The sequence below is a fragment of the Amycolatopsis sp. NPDC104775 genome (genome assembly GCF_055583325.1).
Genome location: NZ_JBVJOE010000004.1, coordinates 231,331 through 252,011 on the forward strand (window position 1 = coordinate 231,331; position 20,681 = coordinate 252,011).

Genomic DNA, 20,681 nt, shown 5'->3' on the forward strand with positions numbered 1-20,681 from the left:
GGTTCTTACAATGAGGTGAGAGTAGTGGTAATCGCCCTTCCGGACCCGAGTGTTCTCATCGTCGGCGGCGGTCCGACCGGTTTGACGTTGGCCTGCGAGCTCGGGCTGGTCGGGATCCCGGCCGTGCTGATCGACCGGAACCCCAGGCCGCGCGAGGACGCGCCCGGCATCGCGATCAACATCGGTACCGCCGAGCTGCTAGCACAGCGCAACTGGCTCGACCCGATCCGGGCGATCGGCACGGTGCTGCCCGCCGCGCATTTCGCGCTGGTCGGTCTCGACCCGGCGGTGCGGGCAGCGGAACGGGAAAACGCCTATCTCATTCCGCAAAGCGCGGTCGAACGGGTCCTCGCCGAGCGTGCCGGGTCGCTCGGGGCGGACCTTCGCCGCGGCACCGAACTGCTCGACCTCGCTCAGGACGCCGACGGCGTGACCGCACGGCTGCGGGGCCCGGAGGGCGAATACGAACTGCGAGTGTCCTATTTGGTCGGTGCGGACGGCCCGGACGGTCCGGTCGGCGGGCTGGCCGGAATCGGTTCCAGCGAAACGGAAATTCCGTCGTACGGACTCGTCGGCGACCTCCGTGCCGACTTCGCCGCGTTGCCGGCGGAACTGTTCGGCGTCCACCGGCACCCGGGCAACGGCGGTTTCTACACCGGCGCCCCGGCGGGGCACGGCCTGTTGCGGTTCATGACCGCCGAGTTCGGCGCCCGGCCGGGCACCGGAACCGGCCCGCTCGGCTCGCAAGAGCTGACCGCGGGCCTGCGCCGCGTCACCGGAGCCGAGCTGCCGTCGGCTGCCGAAGTGGTGTGGGCACAGCGATACCGGCAGCGCACGAGAATGGCCGAACGATACCGCGCGGGCCGGGTGTTCCTCGCCGGCGACGCGGCCCATGTGTTCCCTGCCCTCGGCGGAGCCCGGATCAACACCGGCGTCGAGGACGCGGTGAATCTCGGCTGGAAACTGTCCGCGGTGCTGCGCGGCACGCTGCCGGAGACCATTTTGGACACTTACCAGCAGGAACGGCAGCCGGTCGCGATCGCCGCCGCGAACAGCACCGCCGCGCAGCTGGCCCTCGGCGCCCCCTCGCCGGGAGTGCCGCAGCTGCGGGACCTGTTCGCCACGCTGGTGCGTCTGCCCCAGGTCAACGACTACCTCGTGGACCTGGTCACCGGACTGGACGCGCGCTATCCGGAACCGGACGGCACCGATCCGGACGGCATCGTGGGCACCATGCTCAGCCCGGCCCGGCTGAAAACCCTCGGTGGTGGCGAAGTGGCGGAAGCCCTGCGGCAGGGCCGCGGCGCGTTGACCTACACCGAACCGGAGTGGCTTGACGCGGTCGGCGCGCCCGGCGCCTGCGGACTGGCCTTGGTACAAGTGTCCGATGTGGACTCGCCGGGCACCCGTCTGCTCATCCGCCCGGACGGCCGGGTGGCCGCCGTCGACCCGGACGGCACCGAGCCCTACCGCGTCGGCGACGCGCTGCGCGCCTGCTTCGGCCGCACCTGCCGCTGACGCTCGTGAGTGGCTGCCCCAGTGTGCACCGGAGTAGCCACTCACGAGACCTTTCGTACCTCAGGAAGCCGAGCTGGACGGCTCGGCCTGAGCCTCTTCCGGAACGGCGGCCGCCGGAGCCGGACGTGCCGGGGTTTTCAGAATCAGCAGCGTGATCAGCAGCGCCAGGACGGCGAAGACGGTGCTGGCCACGAAGCCGTGCCGCATGCCCAGTGCGATGGAATCGGGGCTGATCCGCACCGCCGAATCGGAGTGCACGGTGCTCGCGTAGATCGCCGACAGGATCGCAATACCCAGCGCTGAGCCGGTCATCATCGTCGTCTGGAGAACGCCGGAGGCGGCGCCCGCGTCCGAGGGCTCCACTGTGGACATGATGGTCATGTTGATCGGCACGATGATCAACCCCAGCCCGAGGCCGACCAGCAACATCGGCCCGAAGATCCCGCCGAAGTAACCGGTCGTCGCGCTGATCGTGATGAGCCAGCCGGCGGCGGCCGCGAGCAGCACCAGCCCGCCCGCCGCGGTCGGCTTGGCGCCGAACCGGCTGAGCACCTTGATCGCGCTGCGCGAGGTGATCAGCAGCCCGACCGCCATCGGCAGGAACGCCAGTCCTGCTTGCAGCGGCGAGAAGCCCAGCACCAGCTGCAAGAACTGGATGATCAGGAACTGGAAGCTCATGGTCACCATCGGCACCAGCAGCATGTTCGTGAACCCGGCCGCTCGGGCGCGGTCGGCGAACAGCCCGAGCGGCATGATCGGCTGCTCGGCGCGGCGTTCGACGGCCACGAAAACCGCCAGCAGGACCACGCCGGCGGCGAGGATCACCAGCGAGACCGGGTCGCCCCAGCCGTGGTCGGCCGCACGCACGAGCCCGAAGACGACCGCCAGCACGCCGATCGCCGACGTCAGTGCGCCGGAGAGATCGAACCGGCCGCTGTGCCGCGGCGACTCGGTCACGTGCTTCGGCGCGAGCAGCAGCACGAGCGCCCCGATCGGCACGTTGATCAGCAGCACCCAGCGCCAGGACACCAGCGTGGTGATGATGCCGCCGAGGATGAGACCGAGCGTCATCGCCGAGGCGGTCACCGAGGAGTACGCGCTCAGCGCCTTGCCCTGGCGTTCGCCGGTGAAGTTCGTGGTGAGCAGCGCGAGCGTGCTCGGTCCGGCCAGGGCCGCGCCCGCGCCCTGCAGCGCGCGGGTGGCGATCAGCCACGCCGGGTTCTGCGCGAGCCCGGCCAGCAGCGACGCCGTGGTGAACATCGCGACGCCGACGAGGAACACCCGGCGGCGCCCGAGGATGTCCCCGGCGCGTCCGCCCAGCAGGAGCAGGCCGCCGAAGGCGAGCAGGAACGAGTTGGTCACCCAGGACAGGCCGCTCGGACTGAAGCCGAGTCCTTCGCCGATCATCGGCAGCGCGACGTTCATGATCGTGCTGTCGAGCATCAGCATGAGTTCGCAGGACACGATGATCGCCAGGGTGAGCGCGGTGACGCGGGTGGTCGCCTCCGTTCCCTGCTCGGCGGGTGGCTGCGGCGAGCTTGACATGGGTTCTCCTCGGGTACGGTGGGGCGGGACGCGGCCGGGGGCGGCGCGGAACGGCCCCGGCGGGGGAAGGTCCCGCCGGGAGAGTGGTTCGGGCGGTATAGTGAACGGCACCGTACACTATACAAGCCGGTCGGCGCGTGGGCAACGGTCGCCCGGTGGCGCGCCGGGTGACGAGGGCCGAGATGGGCGCCCCGGTGGCGAATCCGGGAAACCCCGCGGGAAGACGGAGGAGAGACCAATGACGGAGGCGGCCCCGCCGCGCAAGACCCGCCGCCGGGGCGAGGACCTCGTGCACGCCGTCTACACCGCGACCGTGGAGCAGCTGTGCTCGGTGGGCTACGCCCGGCTGAGCATGGACGGCATCGCCGCGGCGGCGAGCACCGGCAAGGCCGCGCTGTACCGGCGGTGGAGCTCGCTGGACGAGCTGGTCCGTGACACCCTCGGCGACATGCTGCCCCCGCCGCCGGAGGTGTCCGAGAGCACGACGCTGCGGGCCGGGATGATCGAGCTGGTGTCCTATCTGAACGCGGCGCTGTTCGACTCCAAGCGCGCGGCCTTCCAGGCGGTGGCGGCGCACAGTGGCGAGGACACTTCGATGCTGCGCGAGCTGTTCCGGGAACGGGTGCTCGACCCGTGCCAGGAACGCCTGCTGGAACTGATGAAACGCTGCGGTGTGGACGCCGGTCCGCGCAACGCGCTGATCGCGTCGGTCGCGCCGGCGATGGTGATGTACGACTGCACGCTGGGCAGGCCGATGCTCACCGCTGCGCAGCTGGAGTCCATAGTGGACGATGTGCTGCTGCCGCTGACCGGCTCCTGATCCCGGCCCGCGAACAGCGGTGAAGGGGACCTTGCGGGGGATCGGAGCCCGGCAAGGTTCCCTTCACCGTCCGCAGTGGTTACTGCGCGAGGATCTCGTACGCGTGCACCCGCGCCGCGTGTTCGGCGATCGGGGCGACGGCCATCACCTCGTCGGCGCCGCTGCGTTCGACCAGCTCCGCCAGCCGGGTGCGCACGGTGTCCGTCGAGCCGATCAGCTGACCGGCGAACGAGGCCTGCACGATGTGCCGGTCGGCTGCCGACAGCGGGCGCCGCGCGGCCTCGTCCGGCTGCGGGAACAACGCGAACGGGTTGCTGCGCCCGGCAACCAGCGCGTGCGCCAGCGGCCCCGACTGGTAGGCGGCCTCCTCCTCGGTGTCGGCGGCGACGAGGAACGCGGTGACGATCACGTACGGCTCGGGGAACGCCGCACTCGGCCGGAAATTCTCCCGGTAGGCCTTGGTGGCCGCCTCCGCCGCGTCCGGCCGCAGGTGGTTGGCGTAGGCATACGGCATGCCGCGTTCGGCGGCGAGCAGCCCGCTGGACGGGCTCGACCCGAGCATCCACACCGGCGGCCGGACCGCGATCTCCGGCACCGCGCGGATCTCCATGCCCTGCCCGCGCGGGGTCTTCCCGCCGTCCAGGTAGTACTCGAGTTCCTTGACCTGCTCGGGGAAATCCTGCGCGGACAACGGGTCCGACGAACGGCGCAGCGCACCCGCGGTGAGCGGATCGGTGCCCGGCGCGCGGCCGACGCCCAGATCGATCCGGCCCGGATGGAAGATCTCCAGCGTGGCGAACTGCTCGGCGACCACCAGCGGCGGGTGGTTGGGCAGCATCACCCCGCCCGAGCCGACGCGGATCCGCTCGGTCGCCGCGGCCACCCGGCCGATCAGCACGGTCGGCGCGGAAGAGGCGAGCCCCGGGGTGTTGTGGTGCTCGGCGACCCAGTAACGGTGGTAGCCGAGCCGTTCGGCGGCACGGGCCAGCTCGAGGCCGTTGCGGATCGAGGTCTGCGCGGGAACGCCCTCGAAGACCGGATGGGTGTCCAAGACGCTCAGGACGGGAGATGCGGACATGGCAGTGGTTTCCCAATCTGGTTCGTAGAACAGGATTCGTGTCCGGGCCACACCGCCGGGACCACCCATGCCGCGCGCGGGAAGATGCCGTTCGTCCCGAGCGCGGGGTTGCCGTCCGCGACCCATTATCGGGTACGGACGCCGACCTTGTCACCAGGTGATCGGCAGCCGGAAGACGCCCTGCGGCCCGGCCGGCCCCTTCGGCTGGATCTCTTCGGCGGGCACGGCGAGCCGCACCGTTTCCGGCAACCGGGCGACCAGCGCGCGGAACACGATCTCCAGCTCCGCCCGGGCGAGGTTGCCGCCCACGCATTGGTGCGTGCCGAACCCGAAGCCGGTGTGCGTGCGCGGGGCCCGGCGCACGTCGAACCGGCCGGCGCCGGGGAAGGCCCGCTCGTCACGGTTGATCGCGGAGTTGGCCAGCAGCACCGGCTCGCCCGCGCGGATCAGCACGCCCTCGACCTCGACGTCGGCCGCGGCCACCCGGGGGATGGTCTCGGCGACCGACAGGAAGCGCATCAGCTCCTCGACCGCGCCCGGCACCAGATCCGGCTCGGCCCGCAGGGCGGCGAACTCGGCGGGATGCTCCAGCAGCGTCAGCAGGCCGAGGAGGATGACGTTCGCGGTGGTCTCGTGCCCGGCCATCAGCATCAGCGTGCACATCTGCACCATCGTCGGCCGGTCGATCCGGCCCTCGGCGTACGGCCCGCCGATCAGGTCGTCGATCAGGCCTTCGCCGGGCTCGGCGAGCTTGCGCCCGATCAGCCCGTCGAGGAACTCCTGCAGGTTGCCGAGCGCCGCCCCGGCCTCCTCGGCCGAGGTGCGCAGGACCAGCTTGCGCGTCTCGGTCTCGAAGAACTCGTGGTCGGCATACGGCACGCCGAGCAGCCCGCAGATCGCGACGGAGGGCACGGCCACCGCGAACTCCACCAGATCCGCCGGGGTCTCGCCGGCCAGCAGCTCGGTCAGCCGCTCGTCGACGATCCGCTCGAGCGTCTCGCGCAGGCTTTTGATCCGGCGTGCGGTGAACGCCGGGATCACCATCCGCCGGTACCGGGTGTGCTCCGGCGCGTCCATCCCGATCATCACGGTCTGCTTCTGGATCACCCCGCGCACCGGGCTGAGCACCGGGAACGCCGGATCGGTCCAGTCCGAGCTGATCCGCGGGTCGGTGAGCAGCTCGCGGGCCACCGCGTGCGAGGTCACCAGCCACGCGGGCCGCCCGTCGAACAGCGCGACCCGGGTCAGCGGGCCGTGCGCCCGCAGCGCCGCGTAGCCCGGCGGGGGCTGGAAGGGGCAGGTGCGCTGCATCGGGAACTCGGGCAGTTCGGTTTCCCTCGGCGGTGCCGGATTCAGACTGGTCATGGTTGCGCACTCTAAGAACGGACCCCCGGCCGCGGAATCCTGCCTTGGCACGGCTTTAGCGCAGCCTTATCGGCGCTTCGGAGAATTGGCTCCGGCCGCGAAACACGATCCGACCGTTGTGGAGGACGCCAGGTGACCACCGAGAACCTCCGGTTCGCCGCGAGCCTCTTGCTCACTCCGCCGGAGGAATGGGAGTCCGCGGCCAGAGCCGTGCTGGCGGCGGGCTATGACACCGTCGTGACCGGCGATCACCTCGGCATGGGCGCGCCGTTCCAGGCGCTCGCGGTCGCGGCCGGCGCAGGCGCGGCCACCGGCACCTACCTCGTCGATCCCACCCAGTGGTCCCCCGCGCTGCTGGCGCGCGAGGTCGACACCGCGGTCACGCTCAGCGGCGGCCGGTTCGAACTCGGCCTGGGAGTGCCGCGGCCCTCCGGGCCGGGGGCCGGTCCCATGGCGGTGGCGGCCGCGCTGGACGCCGTCGAGGCGCGGATCGATCCCGGCCGCCGGCCGCGGTTGCTGCTCGCGGTCTTCGCCGACGACGACCTCCCGCTGGCCGCCGAACGCGCCGACATCGTGTCGATCGTCGGCGCGGATCTCGTGCCCGGCGGCGGGCTGCACCTGCACAGCCGCGCCCGGATCGCCGAACAGATCGGCCGGGTGCGCGAGCTGGCGGACCGGCCGGTGGAGATCGACCTCGGCATCAAGCACCTCGTGCCTACCCACGACCGGTCCGCGGCCGCGGCCGAGTTGCGGCCGGAAGCCGCGCCCACGCTCACCGAGAAGCAGCTGCTGGATCTGCCGCACGCACTCTTTGGCACGACCGACGAGATCGCCGGGCAGATCCGCGCCGACGCCCGTGAGCTCGGCGTCGGTTCCTTTTCCATGCACCACCGGATGGTGGCCGACTTCGCGCCGGTGATCACCGCCTTGCGGGCCCGATGAAGCCCGCACGAGCCGATCGTTCTCGCCGGAGCTTCCTCGCGCTCTCCGGCGGTGCGGTACTGGGCCTGGCGCTGGCCGGCTGCGAGGGGACCCGGCTGCTGAACACCGCGGGACCACCGCGGAAAGGCGGCACGCTCCGGCTGGCGGTCGCCACCCAGGCCGACTCGTGGGATCCGCACACTGCCGCCACCGACATTTCCGCGGTGTTGCTTCGCCCGGTCTTCGATTCCCTGGTCTCCGCCGGCCAGGACGGCACCTTCCAGCCGTGGCTGGCGACAAAGTGGACAGTCACGCCGGACCGGCTGGACTACACCTTCCAGCTCCGCGACGACGTGACGTTCTCCGACGGTGAACCGTTCAACGCTGCCGCGGTGCGGGACAATCTCGCGCACATCGTCGACCCGGCCACGAAATCCAGCTTCCCCTTGGCGTTGCTCGGTCCGCTTGCGAAAGTGGAGGTGGCCGGCGAGCACACCGTCGTGCTCCGGATGCGCGAGCCGTACTCCTCCCTGCTGCCCGCGTTGAGCACGACGTTCCTGGGCTTTCACTCGCCACGCGCGCTGCGGGAGCACGGCACGGAACTGGCCTCGGGCAAGTACCTGGCCGGCACCGGGCCGTTCATCCTGGAATCGGTGGTGCCCAACCAGGAAGCCGTGTTCCGCCGCCGGCCGGGTTACCACTGGCCGCCGCCCGGAACGGGCAACCGCGGCGAGTCCTATCTGGACGGTTGTCGGGTGTCGTTCCTGCCGGAGGACCAGACCCGCGTCGGCGCGGTCAGCTCGGGCCAGGTCGACGTGGCCGACGAGATGCCCTCGGCGCGGTTGTCCACCTTGCGCAGACAGGCCGGGATGCGGATCGAGGAGAACCCGGCGCCCGGTTCGCCTTATTGCTGCTACCTGAACGTCTCGCGGCCTCCGTTCGATGATCCGGCGGTGCGCCGTGCGGTGCAGTCGTCGATCGATCTGGACGCCATCGTCAAGGGCGTCTTCCGCGGCGAGTACCAGCGTGCCTGGTCGGTGCTGACGCCCAAGACCCGGGACTATGCCCCGGATCTGGCCGGCACTTGGGGATATGACCCGGAGAAGGCCGCCCGGTTGCTGGACGAGGCCGGTTACTCCGAACGCGACAGTGCCGGCTACCGCGTTCGTGGCGGGGTGCGCTTGCGCGCGGAATTTCCGTTCGCCGCCGACTACAGCACCGCCGATCGGCGGACTTTCGACGTGGCGTTGCAGGATTCGCTGCGGAAGGCCGGGATCGAGGTGGTGCTGTCTGCAGTGGACACCGCCGAGTTCGCCAGCCGGGTGATCGCCGGCGAGTACGACCTGAAGTCGGTCGCCTGGGCGTCGGCCGACCCGGGGGTACTGCGGGAGCTGTTCCACTCCAAGCGGTTCCTTTCCGAAGGCGGCAGCAACCAGAGCCGCGTACGGGATCCGCAACTCGACGCGTGGCTGGACGCCGCCCGTGCCACGCTCGACCCGCAGGAGCAGAGCCTGCTCTACGGCAAGGTCCAGCATCGGGTGATCGAGCAGGCCTACGTCGTTCCGGCTTACACCTCGCTGCGGTCGCTCGCGTTGGCGGACCGGGTTCGCGGAGTCCGCTACGAGAATTCCGGCACGCCCGCGCTCATCGATCTCTGGCTGGCCGACGCATGAGCCGGGGATTCGCACGGCACGTCGTGAGCCGGCTGGCCTCCGGCGTGTTCGTGCTGTGGGGCGCGGCGACGCTGTGTTTCCTCGTGCTTTCCGTGCGCGGTGACACCGTGTCCGCGATCCTGGGCGCCGGTCCGCCGCCGACGCCGGAGCTGCGGGCCCGCATCGTCGCCGAGTACGGTTTGAACGATCCACTGTGGACACGGTATCTGCGCTGGCTGGGCTCGCTGCTGCACGGAGACCTCGGCTGGTCGTATCAGCGCGACGAACCGGTGACGCGTCTGCTGGCGTCGCAGGTCGGCCCCACGCTGCAGCTCGCGATCACCGCGGCGGTGCTGGGCGCGGGTATTGCCGTGCTGGTGACGGCGTTCCTGACCGGCCGGGGGAAGGTGGCCGACACCGTGCTCGCCGGAATCAGCGTGTTGTCGGTCTCGGTGCCGACGTTCTGGGTAGGCGCGTTGCTGCTCGGGTTGTTCTCGTTCGCGATCCCGCTCTTCCCGGCGATCGGCGACACTGGCCCGGCCGGTTTGGTGCTGCCCGCGCTCACTCTGGCGTTCCCGATCGCGGGCGCGCTGACGCAGGTGATGGCCCAGGAAGTGCGCACGGCGGAGGCAATGCCGTTCGCGCTGACCGTGCGTGCGCGCGGAGCGACGGACCGGCGGTTGCGGCTGAACCACACGCTGCGGCATTCCCTGCTGCCCGCGTTGACGCTCACCGGCTGGATCCTCGGCATGCTGATCGGCGGGGCGGTGCTGATCGAGAACGTGTTCGCCCGTCCGGGACTCGGCCGGGTGCTGGTCGCCGCGGCGGCAGGCCGGGACCTGCCGGTGGTGACCGCGGTGGTGCTCCTTTCCGCCACCGCGTTCGTGGTGATCAACCTGGGGGTCGACCTGCTGCTGCCGTTCGTCGATCCGCGGTTGCGAGCGGAGGCCGACCGGTGACGTCCATCGCGGTCTCGGTGCGCGGAAAGCCCAAGAACCGCACCGTCGTGGTCTGCCTGGCGATTCTCGCCCTGTTGCTGCTGGCAGTGCTGGCCCCCGCGGTGTTCGCCACCCAGTCGCCGTCCGATACGGACTTCCTGCACACCTTCGAGGGCCCGAGCATCTCGCACGTCTTCGGCACCGACCAGCTCGGCCGTGACGTCTACTCGCGAGTGGTCTACGGCGCCGGCGCGTCGTTGACGATCGCGATGTCCGCCACCATGATCGGCGTTCTGGGCGGGCTGGTGATCGGCGCGCTCGCGGTGGCCGGCGGGCGGTTCGCGGCCGGTCCGCTGATGCGGCTGGTCGACGTGCTGCTGGCGTTCCCGGAAATTGTGCTCGCGCTGCTGGTGGTGGCGGTGATCGGCGGCGACGCCGGTGGGGTCGCGATCGCGATCGGCATGGCCGCGGTGCCGAACTACGCCCGGCTGGTGTATTCCCAGGCGCGGCTGGTCGTGCTCGCCGAATACGTGGAGGCGGCGAAGGTGCTCGGCACCCGCCGTTCGGTCGCGCTGATCCGGCACGTGGTGCCCAACATCGCCGGCCCGCTCGTCGTGCTCGCCACGATGGGCACCGGGACCACCATCATCTCCGCGGCCGGGCTGAGCCTGCTGGGGCTCGGCCCGGCGCCGCCGGCCCCGGAGTGGGGCCTGATGATCGCCGACGGCAAGGACTTTCTCGGCATCGCGTGGTGGCTGACCGTGTTCCCCGGACTGAGTGTGGTGCTCGTGGTCGTCACTTTCACGGTACTGGGCAGGAATCTGAGGGCGCGGGCAGCGCGATGACCACTGTGGACGAACGTCTCGTCGACGTCGCCGGCCTGACGGTGCGGTTCGACGGCCATCCCGCCCCCGTGGTCCACGGCGTCGATTTCACCGTGTCGGCGGGCGAATGCGTTGCCCTGGTGGGGGAGTCCGGTTCGGGCAAGAGCGTGACCGCCCGGACTTTGCTGGGCCTCGCCGGGAAAACCGCGCACGTGCGTGCCGAGCGGCTGCTCGTCGAAGGCCGCGACGCGCTCGCCTTCGACGAGGCGGAATGGCGGAAGGTCCGCGGCGCACGCGTCGGCCTGGTTTCGCAGGATGCGCTGAGCAGCCTCGATCCGTTACGCCGCGTGCGCGCCGAGGTCGCCGAACCGCTGGTCGTGCACGAGCCGAAGCAGACCGCCGCGGCACGCTCGGCGACCGTGCTGGATCTCCTGGCCCGGGCCGGGATCGACGATCCCGCCACGCGCGCCGAGCAGTACCCGCACGAGCTCTCCGGGGGGCTGCGCCAGCGTGCGCTGATCGCCTCGGCGCTCGCGACCGGTCCGCGGCTGCTGATTGCCGACGAGCCCACGACCGCACTCGACGTCGTGGTGCAGGAACGGATTCTCGGTCTGCTCGGGCACTACCGCGATCAGGGCTGGGGCATCCTGCTGATCAGCCACGATCTCGCGGCGGTGTCCCAGCTGGCCGACCGGGTGCTGGTGATGCGCGGCGGCCGGCTGGTGGAGTCCGGCCCGGCCGGTCGCGTGCTCGGCCGGCCCGAGCATCCCTACACCCGGCAGCTGATCGACGCAATCCCCAAGGGCGAGGCGCGCCCGGCGCCCGTCGAGCCCGCCACCGCCGTGCTTTCCGCGAGCGGCCTGGGCAAGACCTACCGCGGCGGCCGGATCGCCCTCCGCGACGTGTCGTTCCGCCTCGGCGCGGGGGAGGCGCTCGGCGTGGTGGGCGAATCCGGCTCCGGCAAGAGCACCCTCGCTCGCGTCGTGCTCGGCCTGACCCGTCCCGGTTCCGGCTCCGTCCTGCTCGACGGACAACCGTGGTCGGCCGAACCGGAACGGCGCCGACGTGCACGAAGGCGGGAAATCCAGTTCGTCCAGCAGAATCCGTCCGCTGCGTTCGATCCACGGTGGACAGTCGGCCGGATCGTCGGAGGGGCGGTGCCCGGTCCCCGCTCGGCTCGCCGCCCGCGCGTCGCCGAACTGCTCGATCAGGTCGGCTTGCACCCGGAGCTGGCGGACCGGCGCCCGCACCAGCTCTCCGGCGGGCAACGGCAGCGCGTGGCCATCGCCCGCGCGCTGGCCACCGGTCCCCGGATCCTCGTCTGCGACGAACCGGTGTCGGCGCTGGACGTCTCGGTCCAGGCGCAGGTGCTGCAGCTGCTGGCCCGGCTGCGCGAGGAAACCGGAGTGGCGCTGTTGTTCATCACGCACGACCTCGGCGTGGTGGCCGACGTCTGCGAACGCGTGATGATCATGCGTTCCGGCGAGGTGGTAGAAGCCGGACCGACCGCCGCGGTCTTCGCCGAACCGGCCCACCCCTACACGAAGGAACTGCTGGCCACGATCCCCCGATTGGCAGCTCCTGCCGCGCGAAAGCGATAGCCGGGCTGTCTTCAGATCGGCCGCGTGCCGCGCAGCTGCGGTCCAGAAGGCGAGCTTCAGGAAACCGGCCGCTGGAACGGCGCGCTGGTGCCGCGCCCAGGTACGTCGACTATCCGGAGATGCCGAAACCCGTGGTGACGGTAGTAATCCTGGAGGCCGGTGTTGCTCTTCCAGACGTCCGGACCCAGGCACCGCTTGCCCTGTCCGGCGGCCTGCCGCCGGCGCTTGGCCGAGCATCCAGGTGCCGACGCCCGGCTTGCTGCGCGCCCGGTCCACCCCGAAGCGGGTGAGATACAGCGCGTCCCGCCGACCACGCCGACAACGAAGGGGAGGGCTGAACGGTGATCGACCCGCGGTGCCTGACCGCTCCCGGTCGAGCGCGGTCCCGGTCGGGGTGCCAAACCCAAGAAATTTTGGCCCAACGTTCGCCGATGACTCGCCTTTTCGCTTGCGGACACTGACCCGGGTCGGGAGCGCGAGCCCGTGCCTTTGGTTCATAGTGCGTCGCCAACCCGGATTTTGCGGCGGATTCGTGGGCTCGTTCGGTGGCGGCGCTGGCTCCGTATCTCCGGGCCATCTGTGCGGTAGTCCATCCGTTGAGGAGCATCAGGTCGCCTTCGCTGCCGCCGGATTTAAGGAAGGTGTGCGACTGGAAGTGCCGTCCGAGGTGTGCGTGGAGGTTGCGGCCGAGCGCGCCGTGGGCGTCGGCGTCGTTGCCGCGTCGGCGGAGCATGATTTTGATGCCGTTCGGCGAGAGCGGTGTGCTGCGGCGGTGGTCGCTGAGCCACAGCCTGGTGGTGGTGTCGGCGTAGGGGTGGCGTGCGCGGACGCGGAGGTAGCGGCCGAGGGCTTTGCCGGTGGCGGCACCAAAGGGGAGGGCGCGCCACTTGCTGCCTTTGCCGAGGACGTTGACGACGCGGCGGGACAGGTCGAGGTCGCGTTCCAGATCGATGTTGGCGATCTCGGACAGTCGGCCGCCGGTGTCCCAGATAAGCCGGATGATCGCTTCGTCGCGGCGGCTGTGGAAATCGCGGCCCTGGCAGTCCCGGAGCACCTCCTTGATGAACTCCACCGGGGTGATGGGGATCGGCTTGTCCGGGATGTGCGGAGGGTTCATCCGGGCCATCGGGTGGTGTTCGATCTCCTCCTCAGCCACAAGCCAGTTGAACCAGGCGTTCAGCGCCCGGTAGTTGTTGTTTGCGTTGCCCGGGCTGGTGGTCGCGAGGCGGTAGGCGATCCACCGCTTGACGTGGTTCGGCTCGTAGTCCTCTGGTTCGGCCGGTTCGGGTGGAACCGATGCCAGCCACGTGTCGGGGTCGTCGGCTTCGGCGGCGCGACCGGGTCGGCGAGCCAGAGATGGAGGAAGCGCACGGCATCGCAATAGCAGCGGCTTGTGCGCGGGGATCAGGGCTCGGGTGCGCGTGTGAAAATCCTCAAATAGGAGTGTCACTAAGCGCTGTGCTAGCTCCCGCACCGCGTCCGGCGGCACGAAAAAGGGGCTGAACCCGCAGGTCCAGCCCCTCCGAAGCCGAGTCGGGATGACAGGATTTGAACCTGCGACCCTCCGCTCCCAAAGCGGATGCGCTACCAAGCTGCGCCACATCCCGGCACCCCCGCCAAGCCTCCGAACAAGCCTCCGCGAACCTCCGGAAACCCATGTACCCGGGGGGTGTACGACCCACCCTAGCGGGCACGCTAAGCTGGCTTCGCTCCCGGGTCACCGAGGGCGCTGCGGGTGTAGCTCAATGGTAGAGCCCTAGTCTTCCAAACTAGCTACGCGGGTTCGATTCCCGTCACCCGCTCCAATGCTTCTACCTCGGACGACGCCGCGTCCGCCTCCAGGCGGGCGGCGATCACGTCCAGCAGCAGATCCGTGTCGACCGGCTTCGTGATGTAGTCGTCCGCTCCCGAGGCCAGGGTTCGTTCGCGGTCTTCTGCCGTCGCTTTCGCTGTGACGGCAATCACTGGCAGGTCCTCGTGGGCCGCTTCGGCGCGGATGGCGGCGATGGTCGCGTTGCCGTCCAACTCCGGCATCATGACGTCCATCAGCACCAGTGCGGTGTCCTCGTGGCGTTCCAGGGCCCGGATTCCGGCCACGCCGGTGTCGGCGTAGATGACTTCCAGTCCGGCTTGCTCCAGGACCGCCGCGAGGGCGAAGACGTTGCGCAGGTCGTCGTCGACGATCAGGACCTTTTCGCCGTTGAAGCGTTTCGGGGCGCTGTTCGGTTCGGCCACGGTGATGGTGCTCGGCAGGACCGGCAGCTTCGGGGTCGGGCGCACGGGGGTCGTGGGGGCGATGAGGTTCGCGGCGCCGACCGGCAGGTACAGCGTGAAGGTGCTGCCCTTGCCGGGGACGCTGCTGACGCGCAGTTCGCCGCTCAGCAGCTCGGTCAGCTGCTGGCTGATCGACAGGCCCAGGCCCGTCCCGCCGTACTTGCGGCTGGTCGTTCCGTCGGCTTGGCGGAAGGCGTCGAAGATGACCTCCAGCTTCTCCTCCGGGATGCCGATGCCGGTGTCCTCGACAGCGAACGCGATGATCCCGGCCGCGGAGCGCAGGGACTCCTGTTCGACCTCGGACGGGTCGGCCATCCGGATGTGCAGGCGCACGCCGCCCTCGTCGGTGAACTTCGCGGCGTTCGACAGCAGGTTCCGCAGCACCTGCTGCAAGCGGTGCTCGTCGGTGTGCACGCTGCCGGGCACCGGCGGGTCGATCAGGACCGCGAACTCCAGGCCCTTGTCCGCGGTCAGCGGGCGGCACAGGGATTCGACGTAGTTCACCAGCTCCGGCAGCGTCACATCCGACATCTGCAGGTCCAGCTTCCCGGCCTCGACCTTCGCCAGGTCCAGGATGTCGTTGATCAATTGCTGGAGGTCGCTGCCCGCCGCCCAGATCGTCTTCGCGAACTGGATCTGCTTCTCGGTGAGGTTGCCCTCCGGGTTCTCCGACAGCAGTTTCGCCAGGATCAGCGCGCTGTTGAGCGGAGTCCGCAGCTCGTGCGACATGTTCGCCATGAACTCGTTCTTGTACTGCGAGGCGACCGTCAGCTGGCCGGCCCGTTCCTCGAGTTCCTGGCGCGCCTGCTCGATCTCGATGTTCTTGACCTCGATGTCGCGGTTTTGCTGGGCGAGCAGCGCCGCCTTCTCGGCCAGTTCGGTGTTCGACCGGCGCAGTTCGCCCTGCTGGGCCTGCAGCTGCTCGGACCGGGCGCGAAGTTCCTGGGCCAGCCGCTGGGATTCGGTCAGCAGCGCCTCGGTGCGCGAGTTCGACAGGATCGTGTTCACGTTGACGCCGATGGTGTGCCGCAGCTGCTCCAGCAGGTCCAGGTGCACCGCGGAGAACTCGTTGACCGACGCCAGTTCCAGCACGCCGAGCACCTCGCCCTGGAACAGCACCGGCAGCACGATCACGTTCACCGGCGGGGCCGAGCCGAGCCCGGACGACACCAGCGCGTACTCCGGGGGAGCGCCGTTGACGAGTATCGTCCTGCGGTCCACCGCGGCCTGGCCGATCAGCGATTCGCCGAGCCGGAACCGCAGGCCGGTGCGGGCCTGGGCGAGGCCGTAGGCGGCGATGCAGTCGAGCAGCTTGTCCGCGTCGGCGGAGTCCTCGTCGTCGTGCGCGATGAAGAACGCGCCCTGCTGCGCGCTCACCAGCGGGGCCAGCTCGGACAGGATCAGCGTCGCCACCGACGCGAGGTCGCGGTGGCCCTGCATCCGCCCGGACAGCCGCGCCAGGTTCGTTTTCAGCCAGTCCTGCTCGCGGTTCGCGGAGGTGGTCTCCTTGAGGTTCGCGATCATCTGGTTGATGTTGTCCTTGAGGTCCGCCAGCTCGCCGGACGCGTCCACGGTGATGTGCCGGGTCAGATCGCCCGCGGTCACCGCCGTGGCGACCTGGCCGATCGCGCGGACCTGCGTGGTCAGGTTGCCCGCCAGCTGGTTCACGCTCTCGGTCAGCCGCTTCCAGGTGCCGGACACGCCCTCGACCTCGGCCTGGCCGCCCAGCTTGCCCTCGGTGCCGACCTCCCGGGCGACCCGGGTGACCTCCGCGGCGAACGCGGACAGCTGGTCGACCATCGTGTTCATCGTGGTCTTGAGCTCCAGGATCTCGCCCCGGGCGTCGACGTCGATCTTGCGCGACAGGTCGCCGCGCGCGACCGCCGTGGTGACCTGCGAGATGTTCCGCACCTGGCTGGTCAGGTTGTGCGCCATGAAGTTGACGTTCTCGGTCAGGTCCTTCCAGGTCCCGGCCACGCCGGGCACCCGCGCCTGACCGCCGAGGATGCCTTCGGTGCCGACCTCGCGGGCCACGCGGGTGACCTCGTCGGCGAACGCGCGCAGCGTCTCGACCATGTCGTTCAGCGTCCCGGCGAGCGCCGCGACCTCGCCCGCCGCGTCGATCGAGATCTTCTTCGACAGGTCGCCGTTCGCCACCGCGCTCGCCATCGTGGCGATGCTCCGGACCTGCACGGTCAGGTTGTCGGCCATGACGTTCACGTTGTCGGTGAGGTCTTTCCAGATCCCCGCGACGCCCGGAACGCGCGCCTGACCGCCTAGCCGGCCCTCGGTGCCGACCTCGCGGGCAACACGGGTGACTTCGTCCGCGAAGGCGGACAGCTGGTCGACCATCGTGTTGAGGATGTTCTTGAGTTCGAGGATCTCGCCGCGCGCGTCGACGGTGATCTTCTGCGTCAGGTCGCCGCGCGCCACGGCGGAGGTGACCTGGGAGATGTTCCGCACCTGGTCGGTGAGGTTGTTGGCCATGAAGTTGACGTTGTCGGTGAGGTCCTTCCAGGTCCCCGCCACGCCCGGCACGGTCGCCTGGCCGCCGAGTTTCCCTTCCGTGCCCACCTCTCGCGACACCCGGGTGACCTCGTCGGCGAAGGACGATAGCTGGTCGACCATCGTGTTCAGCGTCGTTTTGAGCTCAAGGATTTCGCCACGCGCGTCGACCGCGATCTTCTTTGTCAGGTCGCCGCGCGCGACCGCCGTCGCGACCTGCGCGATGTTGCGGACCTGCGCGGTGAGGTTGTTGGCCATGAAGTTCACCGAGCCGGTCAGATCCCGCCAGATGCCGGCGACCCCGGGCACGGTGGCCTGGCCGCCCAGTTGCCCTTCCGTACCCACTTCGCGGGCGACTCGGGTGACCTCGTCGGCGAAGGACGAGAGCTGGTCGACCATCGTGTTCATCGTGGTCTTGAGCTCGAGAATCTCGCCTCGCGCGTCCACGGTGATCTTCTGCGTCAGGTCGCCCTTCGCGACCGCCGTGGTCACGTGCGAAATGTTGCGGACCTGGTCGGTGAGGTTGTCGGCCATCTGGTTGACCGAGTCGGTCAGGCCGCGCCACGTTCCGGCCGCGCCGGGAACCTCCGCCTGACCGCCGAGGCGGCCTTCCGAGCCGACCTCGCGGGCGACCCGGGTGACCTCGTCGGCGAAGGACGAGAGCTGGTCGACCATCGTGTTCAGCGTCGTCTTGAGCTGCAGGATCTCGCCGCGCGCGTCGACGTCGATCTTCTTCGTCAGATCGCCCGCCGCGACCGCGGTGGCGACCTGGGCGATGTTGCGGACCTGGTCGGTCAGGTTGTCCGCCATCAGGTTCACCGAATCGGTGAGGTCGCGCCAGGTGCCCGCCACGCCCGGTACGCGCGCCTGGCCGCCGAGGCGCCCTTCGGAACCGACTTCCCGGGAGACCCGGGTGACCTCGTCGGCGAACGACGAGAGCTGGTCGACCATCGTGTTGATGGTGTTCTTGAGCTCGAGGATCTCGCCCCGGGCGTCGACGTTGATTTTCTGCGTGAGGTCGCCGCGGGCCACCGCGGTGGTGACCGAGGCGATGTTGCGGACCTGCTCGGTGAGGTTGTCGGCGAGGAAGTTGACCGAGTCGGTGAGGTCGCGCCACGTCCCGGCCACGCCGGGGACCTCGGCCTGGCCGCCGAGGCGGCCCTCCCCGGCGATCTCGCGGGAAAGCCGGATCACTTCGGCGGCGAACCGCGACAGCTGCGCGTTGAGGCCGTTCACCGTCTTCGCCAGCTCGGCGTACTGCCCGCGCAGCGGACGGCCGTCCAGCTGCAGCGCCATCGGCTGCGACAGATCGCCCTCGGCGACCGCGCCGAGCACCCGGTCCAGCTCCACGACCGGGCGGCTGACGTCCTCGATCAGCCCGTTCACCGTGTCGACCGCGGCGCTCCAGCCGCCGGGGCCGATCTCGGCGCGCACGCGCTCGGTGAGCTTGCCTTCCTGGCCCACCGCGGTGCGCACGCGCATGAGTTCCGTCACCAGCCGCTGGTTGCGCTCGGCGATGTCGTTGAACGCCGAGGCGAGCCGGGCGGTGATCCCGTCGCCGTGCGCCACGAAGCGGCGGCGGAAGTTGCCGTCCCCGAGGTCGTGGACCGCGGCGAGCAGCCGTTCCAGCGCCGCGGCCTCGCTCGCCGGGACGGATTCCGGTTCCTGGGCCCCGGCGTTCCGGGAGCGCCCGGAAGTCTGGGGGGACTCTGTCATCTCTGCCGACCTTCCCACCACGCGTGTGCCAGCCATGGTCGTCGACCCAGCCTGCCACGGTTCGCCCTACACTTCGACCCAGTCCGCCCGCGCACACTGTGCCAACCTGGAAGGACCAGGACCGTCAGGTCGACCCGGAGGCAGGAGGTTCGTGCATGGTGTCACGGCCCGCTCCGGCGTCGGCCCTGCCACCCGGCTCCGAGCTGCCCGGGCACGCGGGATTCTGGCGCTCGGTGCTCGACGACGTCCGGGAGCCGGTCTTCCTGCAGGACCCGGAAGGCTCCCTGCGCTGGGCCAACGCGGCCGCCGAACGGTTAGGCCCGGCCGAATTGGTCAGCGTGACCGAGACCACCGGCAAGGTCGGCCACCGGCCGGCCAAGGTCCGCGCGCTGCCCGGCGGCTGGCGAGCCTGGACCGTGGTGGACGACGGCCGCCGCCGTCCCGAAGAGTTCCTCGCCGAGGCCGGTCCGAAACTGGCGCTGGCCCGGGGACGGCACGGCACGGCGCGGGTGATCGCCGAGCTGGCGGCGTCCGCTTTGGGCGATTGCGCCTTCGTGCTGCTGCCGACGACCCGCGGCCGCTGGGAGTGGTGGAGCTGCACCGAGCACGGCGCGGCGGGCCACGGCCGGATCCGGCGGGTTCCGGCGCAGCTCGCGCCGGTGGTCTCCGACGCGGTCACCGACATCGCCCGGCCGGAGGTCCGCGCGGTGCCCGCGACCGAAGTCGCCGCGCTGCCCGCGGCGGTCGCCGAGCCGTTCGAGGGGCATCTCGAGGTGTCGGTGGTCTCGTTCGGCTCCGGCATGGCGGGCGCGGTGCTGCTCGGCAGGCGCGGCGAGCCCGCGTTCGGGCTGGCGCAGGACGAGGCGGTCGAGGCGTTCGCGGACGCGGCCGGGACGGCGCTGGCCAACGCCCAGCGCTACGCCCGCCAGGAGGAAGCCACGCGCGGGCTCGAATCGACGTTGCTGCCGACGCCGCCCGCGCACGTCGACGGCGCGAATTTCGAACTCTGGTACGAGCCGGCCGGCGGAGTGCTGGGCGTCGGCGGCGATTTCTACGACGTCCTGCCTCGCGACGACGGCAGCGCGTTCGTGGTCGTCGGCGACATCTGCGGGAAGGGCGCCGAGGCGGCCGCGCTGACCGGCCGGGTGCGGCATTCGCTGGCCGCGCTGCATCTGGTCGAACGGGACGGCCGGACGATGCTGCGGCTGCTCAACGAACTCCTGATCTCCGGCGGCAGCAACCGGTTCGCGACGCTCGTGCTCGGTTCGGTCACGGCCGCGGAGTCCGGGCTCGACCTCACCCTCGCCTCCGGCGGCCATCCCGCCCCGCTCGTGCTGCGGCGCGGGGGAAGGGTCGAGGAGATCAGCGTGCCCGGCACGCTGGTCGGCGTGTCGCCGCAGGCTCGGTTCGCCGAGGCGACGGCGCATCTGGACGAGGGCGACGTCTGCCTGCTCTACACCGACGGCGTCACCGAAGCCCGCAACCGCACGGAATCCACCGAACTGTTCGGCGACGAACGGCTTTACACGGTGCTGGAGGACTGCGTCGGGCAACCGGCGCGCGAGGTCGTGCGCCGGTTGCGCGCGGCGGTGCGGGAATGGCTCGGGAATTCCGGCCACGACGACATCGCGGTGCTGGCGATCGAGGCCGCGGCGCGCGCGGAGTAAGCCGGAATCGCCCGCCCGGCAAGGGAAATCACTTCCCGGGCTGGACTTCCGGCTCCGGTTCGGCCTTCGCCGCGCTCTCCGGAGCCGGAACGGCTTCGGCTTCCGGTCGCGGCTCGGCCGCGCGGGCGGGCTGCGGGCGCTCGAAGTGCTCGCGGCACTGCCGTCCGAATCGACGTGCGTGTGCGGTCATCGCCTGCCACCTCCCCGGCTCGCCACCAGGATCGCGCGCCGGGCCGGACTTCGCCACCGAATTGCGC

14 protein-coding genes and 2 tRNA genes are annotated in these 20,681 nt (G+C 70.4%); 9 read left to right on the forward strand and 7 right to left on the reverse strand.

Going from position 1 to position 20,681, the window contains the following annotated elements; translation table 11 throughout:
- Positions 1 to 15 precede the first annotated feature (15 nt).
- Positions 16 to 1,518: an FAD-dependent monooxygenase gene (locus ACZ63D_RS19540; protein WP_465355728.1), complete on the forward strand. Its 1,503-nt coding sequence runs from the start codon at positions 16 to 18 to the stop codon at positions 1,516 to 1,518.
- Positions 1,519 to 1,578: 60 nt separating this feature from the next.
- On the opposite strand, the gene ACZ63D_RS19545 is transcribed toward ACZ63D_RS19540, so the two are convergent.
- Entirely contained in the window at positions 1,579 to 3,063 is a 1,485-nt protein-coding gene (locus ACZ63D_RS19545) for an MFS transporter (protein ID WP_465355729.1), read from the reverse strand.
- Between the two features lie 238 nt (positions 3,064 to 3,301).
- Here ACZ63D_RS19545 and ACZ63D_RS19550 point away from each other — a divergent pair, with 238 nt between their 5' ends.
- Positions 3,302 to 3,883 (forward strand): TetR family transcriptional regulator, encoded by a 582-nt coding sequence (locus tag ACZ63D_RS19550; RefSeq protein WP_465355730.1) that lies wholly within the window; start codon positions 3,302 to 3,304, stop codon positions 3,881 to 3,883.
- Positions 3,884 to 3,962: 79 nt separating this feature from the next.
- Here the strand turns inward: ACZ63D_RS19550 and ACZ63D_RS19555 are convergent, their stop codons facing one another.
- Both ACZ63D_RS19555 and ACZ63D_RS19560 read right to left on the reverse strand, forming a co-directional pair.
- Entirely contained in the window at positions 3,963 to 4,961 is a 999-nt protein-coding gene (locus tag ACZ63D_RS19555; RefSeq protein ID WP_465355731.1) for an LLM class flavin-dependent oxidoreductase, read from the reverse strand.
- A gap of 150 nt (positions 4,962 to 5,111) precedes the next feature.
- Positions 5,112 to 6,326, reverse strand: coding sequence for a cytochrome P450 (locus tag ACZ63D_RS19560; protein WP_465355732.1), 1,215 nt, complete (start codon positions 6,324 to 6,326; stop codon positions 5,112 to 5,114).
- Between the two features lie 132 nt (positions 6,327 to 6,458).
- Here ACZ63D_RS19560 and ACZ63D_RS19565 point away from each other — a divergent pair, with 132 nt between their 5' ends.
- From ACZ63D_RS19565 to ACZ63D_RS19585, 5 genes are read left to right on the forward strand one after another with little or no spacing between them, the layout of a single operon-like run.
- Complete coding sequence (locus tag ACZ63D_RS19565; RefSeq protein WP_465355733.1) at positions 6,459 to 7,268, forward strand: LLM class flavin-dependent oxidoreductase; 810 nt, start codon at positions 6,459 to 6,461, stop codon at positions 7,266 to 7,268.
- The gene (locus ACZ63D_RS19570; protein ID WP_465355734.1) at positions 7,265 to 8,920 is read left to right on the forward strand and encodes an ABC transporter substrate-binding protein; all 1,656 of its coding nucleotides are present in this window, start codon (positions 7,265 to 7,267) and stop codon (positions 8,918 to 8,920) included. The genes ACZ63D_RS19565 and ACZ63D_RS19570 overlap by 4 nt, the downstream gene beginning before the upstream one ends.
- A complete protein-coding gene (locus ACZ63D_RS19575; RefSeq protein WP_465355735.1) occupies positions 8,917 to 9,858 on the forward strand; it encodes an ABC transporter permease in 942 nt (313 codons plus the stop codon). Before ACZ63D_RS19570 ends, ACZ63D_RS19575 begins: the two co-directional genes overlap by 4 nt.
- Positions 9,855 to 10,682 (forward strand): ABC transporter permease, encoded by an 828-nt coding sequence (locus ACZ63D_RS19580; protein WP_465355736.1) that lies wholly within the window; start codon positions 9,855 to 9,857, stop codon positions 10,680 to 10,682. Before ACZ63D_RS19575 ends, ACZ63D_RS19580 begins: the two co-directional genes overlap by 4 nt.
- Positions 10,679 to 12,262, forward strand: coding sequence for a dipeptide ABC transporter ATP-binding protein (locus tag ACZ63D_RS19585; RefSeq protein ID WP_465355737.1), 1,584 nt, complete (start codon positions 10,679 to 10,681; stop codon positions 12,260 to 12,262). Before ACZ63D_RS19580 ends, ACZ63D_RS19585 begins: the two co-directional genes overlap by 4 nt.
- Positions 12,263 to 12,371: 109 nt before the next feature.
- Here the strand turns inward: ACZ63D_RS19585 and ACZ63D_RS19590 are convergent, their stop codons facing one another.
- Together ACZ63D_RS19590 and ACZ63D_RS19595 are read right to left on the reverse strand one after the other, a co-directional pair.
- Positions 12,372 to 13,751, reverse strand: a complete 1,380-nt coding sequence (locus ACZ63D_RS19590) for a tyrosine-type recombinase/integrase (protein ID WP_465355738.1) — start codon at positions 13,749 to 13,751, stop codon at positions 12,372 to 12,374.
- 44 nt (positions 13,752 to 13,795) lie between these two features.
- A tRNA-Pro gene (locus ACZ63D_RS19595) sits at positions 13,796 to 13,869 on the reverse strand.
- Between the two features lie 124 nt (positions 13,870 to 13,993).
- Between ACZ63D_RS19595 and ACZ63D_RS19600 the strand changes: the two genes are divergently transcribed.
- Positions 13,994 to 14,067 (forward strand) — tRNA-Gly (locus ACZ63D_RS19600).
- Here ACZ63D_RS19600 and ACZ63D_RS19605 read toward each other — a convergent pair.
- Positions 14,036 to 18,757 (reverse strand): HAMP domain-containing protein, encoded by a 4,722-nt coding sequence (locus ACZ63D_RS19605; RefSeq protein WP_465355739.1) that lies wholly within the window; start codon positions 18,755 to 18,757, stop codon positions 14,036 to 14,038. The genes ACZ63D_RS19600 and ACZ63D_RS19605 overlap by 32 nt on opposite strands.
- A 155-nt stretch (positions 18,758 to 18,912) precedes the next feature.
- Between ACZ63D_RS19605 and ACZ63D_RS19610 the strand changes: the two genes are divergently transcribed.
- Positions 18,913 to 20,424 carry a PP2C family protein-serine/threonine phosphatase gene (locus ACZ63D_RS19610; protein WP_465355740.1) on the forward strand — a complete coding sequence of 504 codons (1,512 nt, stop codon included), beginning with the start codon at positions 18,913 to 18,915 and terminating at the stop codon, positions 20,422 to 20,424.
- 28 nt (positions 20,425 to 20,452) lie between these two features.
- Here ACZ63D_RS19610 and ACZ63D_RS19615 read toward each other — a convergent pair whose 3' ends face one another.
- Positions 20,453 to 20,614: a hypothetical protein gene (locus ACZ63D_RS19615; RefSeq protein ID WP_465355741.1), complete on the reverse strand. Its 162-nt coding sequence runs from the start codon at positions 20,612 to 20,614 to the stop codon at positions 20,453 to 20,455.
- Positions 20,615 to 20,681: the final 67 nt, after the last annotated feature.